15 protein-coding genes are annotated in these 15,733 nt (G+C 64.7%); 5 read left to right on the top strand and 10 right to left on the bottom strand.

From position 1 onward, the window contains the following. Nucleotides 1–10 precede the first annotated feature (10 nt). Nucleotides 11–739, top strand: coding sequence for an SDR family oxidoreductase (locus tag P9A16_RS00520; RefSeq protein ID WP_023512742.1), 729 nt, complete (start codon nt 11–13; stop codon nt 737–739). A gap of 65 nt (nt 740–804) precedes the next feature. Further along, on the top strand, nt 805–2,436 hold the full coding sequence (locus tag P9A16_RS00525; RefSeq protein ID WP_023512741.1) for an FGGY-family carbohydrate kinase: 1,632 nt from the start codon (nt 805–807) through the stop codon (nt 2,434–2,436). A gap of 138 nt (nt 2,437–2,574) precedes the next feature. On the opposite strand, the gene treY is transcribed toward P9A16_RS00525, so the two are convergent. Further along, nucleotides 2,575–5,133 (bottom strand): malto-oligosyltrehalose synthase, encoded by a 2,559-nt coding sequence (treY, locus tag P9A16_RS00530; protein ID WP_278025507.1) that lies wholly within the window; start codon nt 5,131–5,133, stop codon nt 2,575–2,577. 140 nt (nt 5,134–5,273) lie between these two features. Beyond that, on the bottom strand, nt 5,274–6,137 hold the full coding sequence (locus P9A16_RS00535; RefSeq protein WP_023514691.1) for a LysR family transcriptional regulator: 864 nt from the start codon (nt 6,135–6,137) through the stop codon (nt 5,274–5,276). A 131-nt stretch (nt 6,138–6,268) separates the two neighbouring features. On the opposite strand from P9A16_RS00535, the gene P9A16_RS00540 reads away from it, so the two are divergent. Then, on the top strand, nt 6,269–7,456 hold the full coding sequence (locus tag P9A16_RS00540; protein ID WP_023514692.1) for a cyanate transporter: 1,188 nt from the start codon (nt 6,269–6,271) through the stop codon (nt 7,454–7,456). A gap of 54 nt (nt 7,457–7,510) precedes the next feature. Here P9A16_RS00540 and P9A16_RS00545 read toward each other — a convergent pair whose 3' ends face one another. After that, the gene (locus P9A16_RS00545) at nt 7,511–8,347 is read right to left on the bottom strand and encodes a bifunctional allantoicase/(S)-ureidoglycine aminohydrolase (RefSeq protein ID WP_023514693.1); all 837 of its coding nucleotides are present in this window, start codon (nt 8,345–8,347) and stop codon (nt 7,511–7,513) included. 57 nt (nt 8,348–8,404) lie between these two features. Then, nucleotides 8,405–9,076, bottom strand: a complete 672-nt coding sequence (locus P9A16_RS00550; protein ID WP_443021619.1) for an ankyrin repeat domain-containing protein — start codon at nt 9,074–9,076, stop codon at nt 8,405–8,407. Nucleotides 9,077–9,227: 151 nt separating this feature from the next. Here P9A16_RS00550 and P9A16_RS00555 point away from each other — a divergent pair, with 151 nt between their 5' ends. Then, nucleotides 9,228–10,154, top strand: coding sequence for a cation diffusion facilitator family transporter (locus P9A16_RS00555; protein WP_023514695.1), 927 nt, complete (start codon nt 9,228–9,230; stop codon nt 10,152–10,154). Between the two features lie 69 nt (nt 10,155–10,223). On the opposite strand, the gene P9A16_RS00560 is transcribed toward P9A16_RS00555, so the two are convergent. Then, nucleotides 10,224–10,661 (bottom strand): pseudoazurin, encoded by a 438-nt coding sequence (locus tag P9A16_RS00560; protein ID WP_088016417.1) that lies wholly within the window; start codon nt 10,659–10,661, stop codon nt 10,224–10,226. A 187-nt stretch (nt 10,662–10,848) separates the two neighbouring features. Next, a complete protein-coding gene (locus tag P9A16_RS00565) occupies nt 10,849–11,544 on the bottom strand; it encodes a fumarylacetoacetate hydrolase family protein (protein WP_023514697.1) in 696 nt (231 codons plus the stop codon). Between the two features lie 176 nt (nt 11,545–11,720). On the opposite strand from P9A16_RS00565, the gene hpaR reads away from it, so the two are divergent. Continuing rightward, a complete protein-coding gene (gene hpaR, locus P9A16_RS00570; protein WP_023514698.1) occupies nt 11,721–12,200 on the top strand; it encodes a homoprotocatechuate degradation operon regulator HpaR in 480 nt (159 codons plus the stop codon). 12 nt (nt 12,201–12,212) lie between these two features. On the opposite strand, the gene hpaI is transcribed toward hpaR, so the two are convergent. Genes hpaI through hpaD form a run of 4 tightly spaced genes read right to left on the bottom strand, consistent with a single transcriptional unit; the run spans nt 12,213 to nt 15,720 of the window. Next, complete coding sequence (gene hpaI, locus P9A16_RS00575) at nt 12,213–13,019, bottom strand: 4-hydroxy-2-oxoheptanedioate aldolase (protein ID WP_023514699.1); 807 nt, start codon at nt 13,017–13,019, stop codon at nt 12,213–12,215. A gap of 9 nt (nt 13,020–13,028) precedes the next feature. Beyond that, entirely contained in the window at nt 13,029–13,832 is an 804-nt protein-coding gene (gene hpaH / locus P9A16_RS00580) for a 2-oxo-hept-4-ene-1,7-dioate hydratase (protein ID WP_023514700.1), read from the bottom strand. Beyond that, a complete protein-coding gene (locus P9A16_RS00585) occupies nt 13,829–14,704 on the bottom strand; it encodes a fumarylacetoacetate hydrolase family protein (protein WP_023514701.1) in 876 nt (291 codons plus the stop codon). Before P9A16_RS00585 ends, hpaH begins: the two co-directional genes overlap by 4 nt. Nucleotides 14,705–14,739: 35 nt before the next feature. Then, on the bottom strand, nt 14,740–15,720 hold the full coding sequence (hpaD, locus tag P9A16_RS00590) for a 3,4-dihydroxyphenylacetate 2,3-dioxygenase (protein WP_023514702.1): 981 nt from the start codon (nt 15,718–15,720) through the stop codon (nt 14,740–14,742). Between the last annotated feature and the right edge of the window lie 13 nt (nt 15,721–15,733).

The following is a 15,733-nucleotide window of genomic DNA, read 5'->3' on the forward strand; positions in this document are numbered from 1 at the left end:
AGTTTTCGATATGGCTGACCTCATGAAGGGCAAGATTGCCGCCATCACCGGTGCCGCCTCCGGCATCGGCCTGGAATGCGCCAGGACCCTCCTTGCCGAAGGCGCGAAGGTGGTGCTCGTCGACCGCGCGAAGGACAAGCTGGAACAGCTCTGCAAGGAGCTCGGCCCCAATGCCCTGCCGCTCGTCGTCGATCTCCTGGATCCCGCCGACGTTTCGGGCATGATGCCTCGTATCCTGGAGATTGCCGGCGGGCTCGACATCTTCCACGCCAACGCCGGTGCCTATATCGGCGGGCCGGTGGCAGAGGGTGACCCCGACGCCTGGGACCGCATGCTGAACCTCAACATCAACGCGGCCTTCCGCTCGGTCCACGCAGTTCTGCCCTACATGATCGGGAAGAAGACCGGTGATATCCTCTTCACCTCGTCGATTGCAGGTGTGGTGCCCGTCGTCTGGGAGCCGATCTACACGGCCTCGAAATTCGCGGTACAGGCCTTCGTGCATTCGACGCGCCGGCAGGTGGCACAACATGGCGTGCGTGTCGGCGCGGTGCTGCCGGGGCCGGTCGTGACGGCGCTGCTCGACGACTGGCCGAAGGAGAAGATGGACGAAGCGCTCGCCAATGGCAGCCTGATGCAGCCGAAGGAGGTGGCCGATGCGGTGCTCTTCATGCTGACCCGGCCGCGCAATGTCACGATCCGTGACTTGGTGATCCTGCCGAACAGCGTCGATCTCTGAAGCAAAACCCGCAGGCGGCTTGTGGCCGCCTGCCCGAAGAATTTCCGATTGCAGGCGGTAGACCCATGAACACTCCTTCCTCCGCACGTCCCGCGGGCGGCGAACGCTACCTTGTCGGCGTCGATGTCGGCACCGGAAGCGCCCGAGCCGGCCTCTTCGACATGACCGGGCGCATGCTGGCCTCGGGAAAACGCGACATTTCGCTGTTCCGCGAGCCGGGCGCGATGGTCGAGCAGTCGAGCACGGAGATCTGGGCCGCCGTCTGCGCTTCGGTGCGTGAAGCCGTCGCCAAGGCCGGCGTTGCGCCCGAGCAGATCATCAGCCTCGGCTTCGACGCGACGTGTTCGCTGGTCGTGCTCGGAGATGGGGGCAAGCCGCTACCCGTCGGTCCTTCGGAGGATCCGCAGCGCGACATCATCGTCTGGATGGATCACAGGGCGGTCGAACAGGTCGAGCGCATCAACGCCAAGGGGCACGAGGTGTTGCGCTATGTCGGCGGCATCATCTCACCGGAGATGGAAACGCCGAAGCTGCTGTGGCTCAAGGAAAATCGTCCGCAGGTCTTCGACGCTGCCTGGCAGTTTTTCGACCTTGCAGACTTCCTGACCTGGCGCGCGACGGGCGACCTTGCGCGTTCTACCTGCACTGTGACCTGCAAATGGACCTATCTTGCGCATGAAAAGCGGTGGGATCCGAGCTATTTCCATGACATCGGCCTCGGTCTGCTCGCAGATGAGGATTTTGTCCGTATCGGCCAACGTGTCGTCGAGCCGGGCACGCCGCTTGGCAGCGGCCTGACGGCAAAGGCGGCGGCAGAGCTCGGTCTTGCCGCGGGTACGCCGGTCGGTGCCGGCATGATCGATGCCCATGCGGGCGGCATCGGCACGGTTGGGGTCGATGGCCCGCCGCAAAACAATCTCGGCTATGTCTTCGGCACGTCCTCCTGCACCATGACCTCGACCCGAGAGCCGGTCTTCGTGCCGGGTGTCTGGGGGCCATATTATTCTGCGATGGTGCCGGGCATGTGGTTGAACGAGGGGGGGCAATCGGCGGCTGGCGCTGCCATCGAGCAGCTTCTCTCCTTCCACCCGGCGGCGGGCGAAGCCGCTGCGCTGGCGAAGGCACAGGGCCTTTCCTTGCCGGCCTTCCTGGCGGGGCTTGCTGCAGAGAACGTGCCGACGCTTTCGGCCGCGGCGGAGCTGGCGGATGGCGTACATGTCGTGCCCGAATTTCTCGGCAATCGCGCGCCCTTCGCCGATCCGCATGCCCGCGCGGCGATCGTCGGCCTCGGCATGGAGCGTGACCTTGCCAATCTCGTCTCGCTCTATATCGCCGGGCTTTGCGGCATTGGCTATGGCTTGCGCCAGATCATCGACGCGCAGGCGGCGGCCGGTGCGCCCATTGACAGGATCGTGATCAGCGGTGGTGCGGGCCAGCTCGATCTCGTTCGCCAGCTCTTGTCCGATACAACCGGCAAGGCCTTGCTTGCGACACGGGCGGAGGAGCCGGTGCTGCTCGGTGCCGCCATTCTCGGAAGCGTCGCCGCAGGCGCCTTCCCGGATGTGCGAGCGGCAATGGCAGCCCTTTCGGCGACCGACCGCACCTACCAGCCGGCCGGCGCCGATATCGCGGCTCTGCACACGGAGCGCTACGATGCCTTCACGCGGCTTCAGACGCTTGCGCGGGAGATCCGCTAGGGTTTGTCAGGGAAAAATGGAGCCCGGTTTTCCCGAAAGGACAAACGAAAACAAAGAATCCTAGGGTCCTTCATTCTCAGTATAAAGCTGACGGACTCCAAGCCTCTGTTCGCCCCTGGCCGCTTTGGCGAGAGTGCTTTAGGCGCTGACGAAGAGAGCGACAGGCTCCCCAGCAAGGGCTTCGGTGAGCGGCATTTCGCCACCCAGAACCAATTTTCGGCCATCGAGTACGGATTGCACGGTGCGCCCGTAGAAGCGGTCGGGAATGGTGATGGAAATGCCGCGCATCGCGTCCTCCGTCAGGTGCAGGCTGCCGGGATGCGTCTTGCCGAAAGTGTGGCGCGGCGCCACGGTAATGGCAAACGCCTGTGGGGCGCCACGCAGGAAGGCGAGAGCTTGCGCGCCGCCATCCGAAAGGTCGAGTGGAAGGTAAGGGCCGGTGAACGGTCCTTCGGGATGTTTCATTCGTGTGGCGAGCACGGTTGCCACCAGCCATTGCTTGTAGGAGGCGAAGGCAGTCCTTGTCGCGGGCGGCTTTTCCGACAGGATGCCGGATGGCAGCATGAACACGCGGTGCCCAGCCTTCCGCAAGGAAAAGTCGCCGCGCTCGCTGCCCTGCCTTATATCCGGAACGCCCGGCATGGTCAGTTTGATCAGCGTCTGTGCAAGGGCGTTCATCAGCCCGGCATCGATAAAGGGCGGCAGTGTCGCGTCTAGATCGCGCAGGAAAGCGTCATTACCGAACAGGCCTTCGATGAGACCGGCAAGCGCCCGCGCAGGATGGGTGCCCGGCAGCGGGCCTTGCGGGCTGACATGCCTCTGGCTTTGCACGAAAACCTTTAGATCGGCGGCAAGGGATCGGATGGCCGCGCTGTCCTCAAGCCCCGCGACCGGCCAGATGGCTGCGATTGCATTGTAAAGCAGCCGTTCCGTATCCGGCTCCGGTGCGGTCTCGCCGGCCGGGTCGCGGATCACGGCGGCGCCGAGGGCAGACCAGCGCCCCGTCGCTGTGTGCCAGAGGTCCGGCGCCTCTGCGAGGGCGTGGAGCCGGGCTCTGGTGTCTCCGCCACAGGCAGCGCCGAACGGGGCGACAGCGGACAGGCCGTGCGGCATGGCTTCTGCGCGGGCCCGCATGGATGCGTGAAACGCCGCGGGGCCGTCCGGCAATCCGCCGCGCGCAGTGCTGCCGGTGTCCGTTGAGAGAAGCGCGTCGTCAGGCACTCTTGCCGCAACGCAGCCGCTCAATTGTTGGAAACGCGCGCGAAACTCGGTGCAGCCTGCAAGAGTAACCGCGATCCGGTCGTCGGCCAGCAGTTCCCAGATGAAGTCGATCGCCTCGCGGACCTCCGGTCGGTTTCCCTCCTGGGCCTGCTGTCGGGCCGTTGCGATGATCTCGCGGTCGCGTTCGCTGATATGCGTGGCGGTTGCGTATGTCCGTGCGACGGGGAGGGCGATGATCAAGGCGCGGATCGCCTCGGCAAGCGAGCTGCGGGAGAGGTCGGCATGGGATCGGTCGGCGAGAGCCTTTGCAAGGAGGGTCAGCTGTGCCGTCTCGCTCTCCAGGTCCCTCGTGAGGATCTGCCGCTTGCAGGCCTCCCGGACCGTTTCCGCTCGCAGGCCATCGTTGCCGGGGCCGGATGCCTCGCCGGGACGGCAGGCCATCATGCCGGTGAGTGCGGTGATGATTTCGCCGCCGGTCGTGCCGTGAACCGGCCATTCCGCCGCCAGCCGCTCGCTTCCTGCAAGGCGCTTGTCGACGATCAGATAGGCCGAACCGACGGCGGCGCGCAGCCGTTCCAGATAGGCACGCGGATCGCTGAAGCCGTCGATGTGAAGGATCGCCAGCCCGTCCACCGTGCCTTCGCGCACGAGGTCGATGATCAGCCGGTGGCTGTCGTCAAAGACCCTGGTGTCGTCGAGGCGCAGTCCGACAAGGTCTGCGGATCGGGACAGTCGTCGGTAGCCGGCCTGTCGGCGCGCCGTCTTTCGTTCCACCAGCCGCCAGGGCTGCGCCTCGTGGATGGCCGTGATTCGCCCCGGATCGTGCGAGATTTCGGCAAGTATGCGCGCCACGACCTCCTTCTCGTCGATGACGGCACGCGTGCTGGCAGCTGCACCCTCGAAGGCTGCTGTCGGGGCGGCGATCAGCAAGAGGTCGTCGCCGCGTGCTGCGAGAGCTTGCGGGCCTGTCTCGGGATGCAGGGGATAGAAGTCGCCGCGGTAGCACAGCGACAGGACGCCCCGCTCCGGATCCAGCGCGAGGCGGATCCTGCCGCTCGCGGCTTCCGCCGCGAAATCCCTGTCGAGTATGGGCAGGGTCATTTTTTCCGACCAGTCGATATCGAAATGCCCGGAAAACGGACTTTCCTTTCCCCAGGTGAGGACGCTGTGCCACCAGGGGCTTTCAAGGCTTGCGGCCACGTGGTTCGGTGCGATGTCGAGGATGAGGCCTAGGCCTTTCGCCTTCAGATCGCCGGCAAGCTGGCGAAGGCCATCGAGGCCGCCGAGGGCAGGATCGACAGCATTGGGATCGATGACATCGCGGCCATGGGGCGATCCCTTCACCACCGTCATCACCGGCGAAGCGTGCAGATGACTGATGCCGAGATGCTGGAGATAGGGCACCAACTGACGTGCCCTCGCGAAGTCCATGCCGTTTCGGAACTGCAGGCGGTAGGTGGAGGAAGGGCGGGTCATGGGGTCCTGAAATGTGCGTTTTCTCGCCCAGAAAACGCAGATACCCCCGAATTGTTCCAACGCAATTTTCAGAGTGTGCCAGATGCCCGATCCGTTCTCCGCAGCAGATAAAAAACAGGCCGGGCAGCGAGCGCTTTCTGCTAGGCGATGGAGTTCCTTTCACGGGCAAAATGCCGCTTGAGGATGTCGAGAACCTCGCTTGCGAGTTCACCGACGATGCCGTTCCGCTCCCAGGAATAAAGCGAGGCGACGACCGGTGGCTCAGGCGGGAAATCGGCAAAGCGTTTTACCCGCCAACCCTTCGCCGCATCGACGGGCAGCAGCGAGAGGCCGAGGCCGGCCTCGATAGCCATCAGCACGTTGCGCAGGCTGGCAGAGGTGAAGGCGACATACCAGCGCTGCCGCTCTCGCTCCAGCCTGTCGAACATGGCATCGCGATAAAGCCCGCCGGGCGGGAAGGTGACGAGCGGCACGGGATCGGGCAAGTCCGCTGGTGCGTCCAGCGCGGCGAACCAGGCGATCGGCTCTTCGAAACTCGCCCAGCTGTCGGCGCTCGGCGTGTCCTCCTTGAGCACGACGATATCGAGTTCACCGGAACGATAGCGCCGCGTGAGGTCCGCACGCAGTCCCGTGGTGACGTCGAGACGCGCCTCCTTGTGGCGCCTGGCGAAGGCCGCGAAGGCGTGGGCCATTTCGGGCGTTGCGATGTCGTCGGGCATGCCGATACGCACCGAGGTGGTGCCGGAGGTCTCGGCGACCAGTGCCAGCACCTCGGTCTGCAGCGCGAGGATGCGCCGGGCGTGGCCGAGCAGGCGCTCGCCGGTCACCGTCAGGCGCACGGGTCGCGCGGCGCGATCAACCAGCTCCCGGCCGATCGCCTCCTCGAGACGGGCGATCTGCTGGCTCATCGTCGATTGAGTCATGTGCAGACGGTCGGCCGCGGCAGTGAAGCTGCCGGCATCGGCAATTGCCACGAAAGCCCGGAGCAGGCGCGGATCGAGCACGGGGTCTCCATCGAAAATCGGAATGGCAGCTATCTAAACATCTAATTTGCGCATGATTCAAGCCAGTGATAGCGATAGGCGAGGGTTGGTGCCTGTGCCTCGGCCTGTCTTTTCAGCACGAAAGTCGAACCATGACGGATACGCGCACCGGCCGCGATTGGGCAATGCTTGCACTGGTGGTCCTGATCGGCCTCAATCTCAGGCCCTTCCTGGCGGCTCCGGCCCCGATCCTTGCGGAGATCGGTGCGGATACCGGCCTCGGTCTTGGCGGCATCGCCATGCTGACGCTCCTCCCCATGCTTCTGATGGGCCTCGGCGCCTTTGTCGCACCGGGTCTTCTGGTGCGGCTGGGTGCCCGGCGTGGCTTGCTGATTGCGCTGACCGTGCTTTTCGCTGGCTCGGCGCTGCGCCTCGTTGCATGGGACGGCCCGTCGCTGATCGTGACGGCAGCACTCTGTGGCGTCGGCGTCGCTTTCATCCAGGCTGCCTTTCCCGGCATCATCAAGGCACGCTTTCCGACGAGCGTGCCTGTCGTGACCGGGCTCTATTCGGCGATGATCATGGCTGGGGGCGCCTTCGGGGCGCGGATGATGCCGGTGCTCGTGCATGCCGGCTATAGCTGGCGGGCGGCGCTTGCCTGGCTGGCGCTGCCGGTTGCCGTCGCGCTCGCCGCATCCTGGCGCATCCTGTCCGACGTGAAAGCGAGCCGGCCCGATGGGACGCTGACGCGTCGGCTCCTGTGCCGGCCGCGGACCTGGGTGCTGATGGGCGCCTTCGGGTTGATCAATGCCGGCTATTCCTCGCTGATCGCCTGGCTTGCACCCTATTACCAGGCACAGGGCTGGACGAGCGCCGACAGCAGCAATCTCGTCGCGGTCATGGCGGTCTGCCAGGCCGTCGCGGCGCTTGGCCTTCCCATCCTGGCGCGCCGCAATGTCGACCGTCGCCGCTGGCTTTGGCTGACGATCTTCTTCCAGGCTGTCGGCTTCTTCGGCCTTGCCTGTCTTCCCGGCATGGCGCCGGCCATGTGGGCCGGGCTGTGTGGCGCGGGCCTTGGTGGCAGCTTCGCGCTTGCCATCGTCACGGCGCTCGACCACCTGCCGCGGCCCGAACAGGCCGGTGCGCTTGCCGCGCTGATGCAGGGCGGGGGCTTTCTCATCGCCGCGCTCGGCCCCTATGCGATGGCGTTGCTGCATGACTGGACGGGTGGCTTTGCGGCGGGCTGGGTGCTGCATCTCGGCTGTGTGCTTGCAACGGCACTGCTCTATCTGCGCTTTGATCCTCGGCACTATCCGGCGGCGATGCCGTTCATGTCATGAACGAGAAAACCCGCGCCGGATGCAGCGCGGGTTTTTCGTCGCGGGGCGTCGGACTTAACGGCGGCTGCCGAACGGGCGCAGGTTCATGTGGCGGTTGACGTCCTTGTAGAGCAGGTAGCGGAATGGCTCGGGGCCGCCGGCATAGCAGGCCTGCGGGCAGAAGGCGCGCAGCCACATGAAGTCACCGGCTTCCACTTCCACCCAGTCCTGGTTGAGGCGGTAGACGGCCTTGCCCTGCAGCACATAGAGGCCGTGCTCCATGACATGGGTTTCCGCAAAAGGAATGACGGCGCCGGGCATCAGCGTGACGATCGTCACATGCATGTCGTGGCGCAGGTCGTTCGGATCGACGAAGCGCGTTGTCGCCCATCCCCCGTTTGTGCCGGGCATCGCGTTCGGGGTGATGTCCCTTTCGTTGAGGATCAGCGGCTCGGGATGAGCAAGGCCATCGACGGCCTCATAGGCCTTGCGGACCCAGTGGAAGCGGGCATGGGCGCCCGAGCGGTTGTGCAGCGACCATTTCAGGGCTGGCGGCAGGAAGGCGTAACCGCCTGGCTGCAGCGTGTGCTTGCCGGTCGGCAGCGTCAGCTCCACCTCGCCATCGACGACGAAGAGCACGCCCTCGGCCTCGGGATCCTGTTCCGGTCGGTCGCTGCCGCCACCCGGCGCCACTTCCATGACATATTGTGAGAAGGTCTCGGCAAAGCCGGAAAGCGGGCGAGCGATGACCCAGCAGCGCGTGTCGTTCCAGAAGGGCAGGAAGCTGGTGACGATGTCCTGCATCACCCCCTTGGGGATCACAGCATAGGCCTCGGTGAAGACGGCGCGGCCGGTCAGGAGGTCGCTCTGCGGGGGGTGGCCGCCGAGGGAGGAGTAATAGCTTCGTTGCATCGTCTCAGGCCCTTTGGTTGAGTGTTTCCGGTGGTCTCAGCGGGCGTTGGCCGCCCTTTATTTCTTCGCGCCGGCCTTTTCCAGCAGCGCGGCGATCTCGTCATAGCCGCGGCCGCGGGCGTGCTGCAGCGGGCTGACGCCGTCATTGTCGGCAAGCTCGATCTTGGCGCCGGCGGCGATCAGCAATGCGACGATCTTGACGTGGCGTGGGCCGCCATCGCCGAGGATGATTGCTTCCAGGAGCGCCGTCCAGCCGAGACGGTTGACGTGGTCGACGTCGGTGCCGGCCTTGATCAGCGTCTCGACGGTCTCGACATGGCCGCGTTCGGCAGCCGGAATGATGGCGGTGCCGCCATAGCGGTTGATGCTCTTGAGATCAGCGCCGTGGGCGAGCGTCAGCTTGAGAATTTCGAGATGGCCGCGTGCCCCGGCATAGAGATAGGGGCTGTCGCTGATGTCGTCCTTGGCGTTGACGTCGGCGCCGGCCTCGATCAGCGCGCGTGCGGCGTTCACCTTGTTGCCATGCGTGGCGACGAGCAGTGCCGTCGCACCGCTGGTGTCGCGCGCGTCGATGTCCGCACCCTTGGCGAGCAGTGTCTTGATGGCGGCGACGTCGTCTGCCGCGGCGGCCTTGTGCAGTTGCGTATCCATGGTGTTTTCAGCGGCAAGAAGGGGAGGGCAGAGGGCCGCAAGGAAGAGCCAGGCCGACAGCAGGGCAAGTTTCAGCATGCGCGTTCCCGTTGGTTCATGGCGGCAAACTAGCAGGGGCCGGGGGCATTAGAAAATTAAATGTGTAAATCCGGATCATGCAGAAGATGGAATTTGTCCGAGGTGCCGGCTATAAGCCGAAGGCGCCCTCGAACAACGGAAAGGACCGGCCATGAAGACGGAACAGGGGCTTCTGCGCATTTCCATCCTGGTCACCATCCTCCTGGCCGGCGTCGGCATCCTTTTCGGCATTCTCTCAGGCTCCTTCGCCATCATTTTCGATGGTGTCTATGCGTTGACGGATGCTGTCATGACGGTGATCGCCCTGCTCGTCTCGAACCTGATCGCTGCCTCGGCGGCCGGTGGGGCCGGCAAGGGCCGGCTGGTCAAGCATTTCACCATGGGCTTCTGGCACCTCGAACCCATGGTGCTCGGCCTCAACGGCATCCTGCTGACGGGCGCGGCGATCTACGCACTGATCAATGCCGTCAGCAGCCTTCTGGACGGTGGCCGGCCGCTCGACTTCGACCAGGCGATCCTCTATGCCGTCGTCACGCTTGCCGTCACCACCGCTATGGCGATCATCGCCAGTCGGGCCAACCGCACGATCCAGTCCGATTTCGTCGCCCTCGACGCCAAGGCCTGGATGATGTCGGCGGGACTGACCGGCGCGCTGCTCATCGCCTTCGTCTTCGGTTTTCTCATCCAGGGCTCGGCCTATGAGTGGCTATCGCCCTATATCGACCCCTTGGCGCTGGCGCTCGTCTGCCTCGTCATCATCCCCATTCCGGCCGGCACGATCCGCCAGGCTTTGGCCGATATCCTGCTGGTGACCCCGTCCGACCTGAAGAGCCACGTCGATACGGTCGCGAAGACCATCGTCGAGCGGTATGGCTTTCTGTCCCATCGGGCCTATGTCGCAAGGGTCGGCCGCGGCCGACAGATCGAGCTCTTTTTCATCGTTCCGGAGGATTTTCCGGCCAAGAAGCTGCAGGAATGGGATGATATCCGCGACGAGGTCGGCGCGGCGATCGGCGACGAGGGGCCGGATCGCTGGTTGACCATCGCCTTCACCACCGATCCGGAATGGGCCGATTGACGGGTGAAAAGAAAACCCGGTGCGGATCGCTCCGCCCCGGGTTCCGCCCCCGCCCCGAAGGGAGAGCCGTTACAGGCCTGCTGCCGCGATGGCGGCGTCCATGCGCTCGCGGGCCTTTTTCGGCAGCTTGCCCGTCTTGACCGCATCGAGATTGGCCGGCGCGTCGCCGACGACCACCACGCCCACCATGCCCATGCCGACATGCGGCGTGCATTTGACGCCATAGGCGCCGGCCTTGTCGAAGGTGACCTTGAAGTTCTCGTTGATCTTGCTCTTGAAGGCTTCGGCGCCCTCGGGAATCATGCCCTTGATCGTCTCGACATTGTGGCCCTTGTCGGTGGGGATGAAGGTGATGGTATCGCCGGGTGCGACCTTCACGAAGGCGGGCTCGAACACCATGGCGCCCTCGGCGCCCTTGTTCAGCATATGCACTTCGAAATCTGCCGCTGCTGCCGGAAGCGCAAGCGCCAGAATGACTGCTGCCGCGCCGACGATGCTCTTTGCCATGGTACGCACTGGAATTCTCCTTGCTGACGAACGTCTTTCGTTCATGAGCAAGGAAGTAGACCCGTCGGAGGTCTCGCTCTTTGACTTTAATCAAACAACGCGGCGATGGTGCGTGGCGTCCTGTCGCAGGCCCAGAGGGCTCCCTGAACCAGGGAGCCGCGCCATCCTCCGGCTTGCGGTCCGTTGATCAGGCTACGGTGAAGCGCACCTCGTCCAACCCGTCGATATGCGCGATCATCGTGTCGCCCTTTGCCACCGCGCCGACGCCGGCCGGCGTGCCCGCGAAGATCAGGTCGCCGGGCTTCAAGGTGAAGAGGCGCGAGAGATAGGCGATCATCTCCGGCACTTTCCAGATCATCTGATTGAGGTTGCCGTCCTGGCGGATCGTGCCGTTGATCGTAAGCCGGATTGTGCCTTCTCCGGGATGGCCGATCTCGGCGGCCGTGTGAACCGGGCCGCACGGTGCGGATTGCTCGAAGGCCTTTGCGACTTCCCAGGGCCGGCCGTGTTTCTTGGCCTCCGCTTGCAGGTCGCGGCGCGTCATGTCGAGGCCGACGGCATAGCCGTAGACGCAGTCGAGCGCCCGCTCGACGGGAATGTCCGTGCCGCCGCCCTGGAGGGCGACGACCAGCTCGACCTCGTGGTGGACATCGCGGCTGGCAGCAGGATAGGGGAAGGGGTTGCCGGGCAATACCACGGTGTCGGGGTTCTTCTGGAAGAAGAAGGGCGGCTCCTTGTCGGGGTCATGACCCATCTCGATCGCATGGTCCGCGAAATTGCGCCCGACACAATAGATGCGATGGATGGGAAAGAGCGCGGTGCTGCCCCGGATCGGCAGGGTCGGAACCGGCGACGGCGGGAAGATATAGTTTGTCTCTGGCATGGATGTTTCAGGCGTCATGGGCTGTTGCACTTTCGCTGGGCTGGCTTCACCGGCGACGCTAGCATGCCGGACAGCTGCAATCGATCCGTTGATCTTGTTCTATACTGTTCCCCGCGCATTGCGCAGGCCGGAAAAATCGCGGATAGAGGCAGGAAGACGAACGGTGCCCTCTCGACATGACCAATCCCGACGAAACGAAGGATTCCCTGCCGCGTGAGCGGCGGCGGTCGCTCGCCATCGGCCTCCTGAAGGCCCGCGAAGCGGTGATGAGCCATTTCCGGCCGATCCTTGCCGATCACGACGTGACCGAGCAGCAGTGGCGGGTCATCCGGGTGCTCTCGCAGGCCGGCACGCTCGATGCGACGGAAGTGGCCGAGAAGGCCTTCATCCTGGCGCCGAGCCTGACGCGCATGCTGCGCTCGCTTGAGGAGCGCGGTCTGATCACCCGACACAAGGACAAGGAAGACGGCCGCCGCGTTCTGCTGCGGCTCGCGCCGGCCGGCCAGGCGGTCATCGACGAGGTCATGCCGGATTCCCGCCGTGTCTATGCGGATATCGATGCCCGTTTCGGTGCCGAGCGTGTCGAAGCGCTGCTCGACATGCTGGAGGAGCTCGCCGCCCTCAAGCTCGACGGCAAGGCAGGCGGCGAAGAATAGCGTTTTATCGGCTCAGTAGACCTTGGCGCCGGCCGGAGCTTTTGCCGGCTCGGCAGCTCTGAAATCGGCAAGGAGCTTGGTCGTGGCATTGGCGAGCAGCGTCACGTCGTTGCCGATGGCGACGAAGGTGGCGCCGAGCTCCAGATAGCGCTTGGCGAGCCCGAGGTCGCCGATCAGGATGCCGGCTGCCTTGCCGTGCCCCTGGATCTTCTTCAGTGCCTTTTCCACCTCGGCCTGCACTTCGGGCGCACCCGGCTTGCCGAGGAAACCCATGTCGGCGGCAAGGTCGGCCGGGCCGATGAAGACACCGTCAACCCCCTCGGTTCCGGCGATGTCATCGAGCGCCTCCAGCCCGGCGCGGCTTTCGACCTGCAGCAGCAGACAGATCTCCGCGTTTGCCGTCTGCAGATAGTCCGTCGTGCGGTTGAAGGCGGAGGCTCTGGCGAGTGCCGCACCGACACCCCGTACGCCAAGCGGCGGGTAGTGCACGGCCTCCACCATCGTCTTTGCAATCGCCTTGCTGTCGACCATCGGGATCAGCAGCGTTTGCGCGCCGATGTCGAGCAGTTGCTTGACGATCCAGGTCTCGCCGATCGGTGGGCGGATGACGGCGTGGCTTGGGGTCCCCTTCATCGCCTGGAGCTGCGAGACGAGCAGGGGCACGTCGTTCGGCGCGTGTTCGGCATCGAGCAGCAGCCAGTCGTAGCCGGCTTCGGCGCAGATTTCGACCGTGTAGGGATTGGCGAGCGCCTGCCAGAGGCCGATCTGCGCCCGGCCTTCCTGGAGCGCCTGCTTGAAGCGGTTTTTCGGGGCGGGCATCGAAAACTCCTATGCGAAGAACAGGCTGACGGTGCCGTAGGGGCCGAAATCGCCTGATATCGTATCGCCGTGGCGGGCTTCCACCGGGCGGATGAACGAGCCGGCGAGCACGATCTGCCCGGCCTCGATGCCGTCACCATATTGCGCCAGCCGGTTGGCGAGCCAGGCGACGCCACGGGCGGGCTGGTTGAGCACGCCGGCGCCGAGGCCGGTTTCCTCCACTTCCGCATTGCGGCTGACGATGGCGCCCATCCAGCGCATGTCGATCTGATCAGGACGCACGGCGCGTCCGCCCGTGACGATGCCGGCATTGGCGGCATTGTCGGAGATCGTGTCGAAGATGGTGCGCGCCTTCTTCGTCTCGGGATCGACGCGCAGGATGCGTGTATCGAGGATTTCCAGCGCCGGGGTTACATAGTCCGTGGCGTTCAGCACGTCGAAGACGGTGACGCCCGGTCCCTTCAGCGGCGCCTTCATGACGAAGGCAATCTCCGCCTCGACGCGCGGCTGGATGAAGCGGCCGGCCGGCACGGTCGCGCCGTCCTCGAAGACCATGTCGTCGAACAGCACGCCGGAATCGGGAATGTCGATGTTCAGCGCATATTGCATGGCCTTGGAGGTGAGGCCGATCTTCCAGCCGACGACCCGGCGGCCGTCGGCGATCTTCTTCTTCACCCAGGCGCCCTGGACTGCATAGGCATCGCCCATGGTGATCGCGGGGTGCTTTAGCGAGAGAAGGCCGGTCTGGATGCGGGTGCGCTCGGCCTCGTCGAGGCTTGCCGCTGCAGCATGGATCTCCTCGGGCGTCATCATGGGGTGGCCTCGTCGGTGATGGTGTTGCGGAGCGTGCCGATACCCTCTGCCTCCACTTCGACCACATCGCCCGGCTTCAGCCAGATCGGCGGATCGAAGCGTGCACCGGCGCCGGTCGGGGTGCCTGTCACGATGACGTCACCCGGCACCAGCGTGGTGAAGGTGGAGATATAGGCGATGATCTTGCGGAAGGAAAAGATCATGCGGCTGGTGCGGTCGCTCTGGCGCACCTCGCCGTTGACGCGTGTTTCGAGCTTGATGTCGGCGAGCTGGCGTTCGTTCGCATAGGGTACGAGCCAGGGGCCGATCGAGCCGGTCCGGTCGAAGTTCTTGCCCTGGGTGACGTTGAACTTGGCATGGCGCACCCAGTCGCGGATGGTGCCCTCGTTGCAGAGCGAGAGTGCCGCGATGTGGCCGAGCGCGTCGGTCTCCGAAATCCGCCGCCCGCCCTTGCCGATGACGATGACGATCTCGCCCTCATAGTCGAGCTGCGGGCTTTCCGGCGGGCGGATCAACGGCCGGTCGTGGCCGGTGAAAGAGCGCGGGAAGCGGATGAACAGCGACGGATTTGCCGGCGCAGCTTGGCCGTCCTTGTACTCCTCGTTGCGATCAGGAAAATTCACGCCGACGCAGATGATCTTCTCCGGCGCAGGGATCGGGATCTCGTAGGTGATCGCATCCAGCGCATGATCCGGCTTTTGCCCGGCGGCCGCGGTTAGCAGTTCACCGAAGGCACCGGCTTCCACCACCTCCTTCAGGGTCGGGAAACGGTCGGCAAACCGGGCGGAAAGGTCGATCACGCCGTCCGCGACGATCAGGCCGTAGCCCTTGCGCGGGCCGATGCTGAAGCTGGCAAATTTCGGGTGGTTCATCCTGTCGTCCTTCATCTCTGCGGCCGGTTTGCGCCTCACGGTGCAATGATGGGCTGGGCCTTGAGCTGCGGTTCCATGACCTCTGTGCCGGCGAAGAGGCTGCCGTGTTCGAACCAGGATTTTGGTGCCGGAGCGCCCCAGAGGGTCTGGCGCTGCGGGTCCTTCAGGTCCCACTTGATCGGTTCGAGATCGGGGTCGACGGTCTGGTAGTCCGAGCAGTAGATCTCGATGCGGTGCCCGTCGGGGTCGAGGATGTACAGGAAGAAGGCATTGGAAATGCCATGGCGGCCGGGGCCGCGCTCGATGTTGGAAACCCAGCCGGTCGTCGCCATCAGGTCGAGCAGGTCGATGATGTTGAGCGGCGTCGGCACCCAGAAGGCGGTGTGGTGCAGGCGGGGTCCGCGGCCGTTGGTGAAGGCGATGTCGTGCACGCCGCCCTTGCGATGGGTCCAGGCGGCCCAGAGCTTCCCGGTCTCTTCGTCTTCCGTATATTCCGTCACGCGGAAGCCGAGTTCGTTGTAGAAGGCGACGGAGGCGTCGACATCGGGCGAGAAGCAGTTGAAGTGGTCGATGCGCAGTGGCTTGACGCCGCGATAGAGCGCATATTTCTGGTGGATCGGCGGCAGGCGGTCCATCTTGGTGTAGAATTCCAGAGGGATTCCGTGCGGATCGCGTGTGCGGAAGGTGCGGCCCTGGTAAGGGCGCTCGACCCATTCCACCGGCAGGCCCTTGCCCTTGAAGAAGTGCACCGCCTTTTCGAGGTCCTCCTCGTCGAAGACCTTGAAGCCGAGGTCGCGGGCTTCCGATTTTCCGGATTTCTTCAGCACGATGCAATGGTGGCCGCGCTCTTCCATGGCGCGCAGATAGATCGTGTCTGCGGTCTCGTCCGTCACCTGCAGGCCGAGCGTATCGACATAGAAGGCGCGGGACTTTGCAAGGTCGGTGACGCCGAACTCGACATGGCTGAGGCGCACGATGTTGAAGGGCGGGTAGAGGTTTGGCTGGGGTACGGGCATGGGGTCCTCCTCA

The sequence above is a fragment of the Shinella sp. 838 genome (assembly GCF_029623935.1).
GTDB lineage: Bacteria > Pseudomonadota > Alphaproteobacteria > Rhizobiales > Rhizobiaceae > Shinella.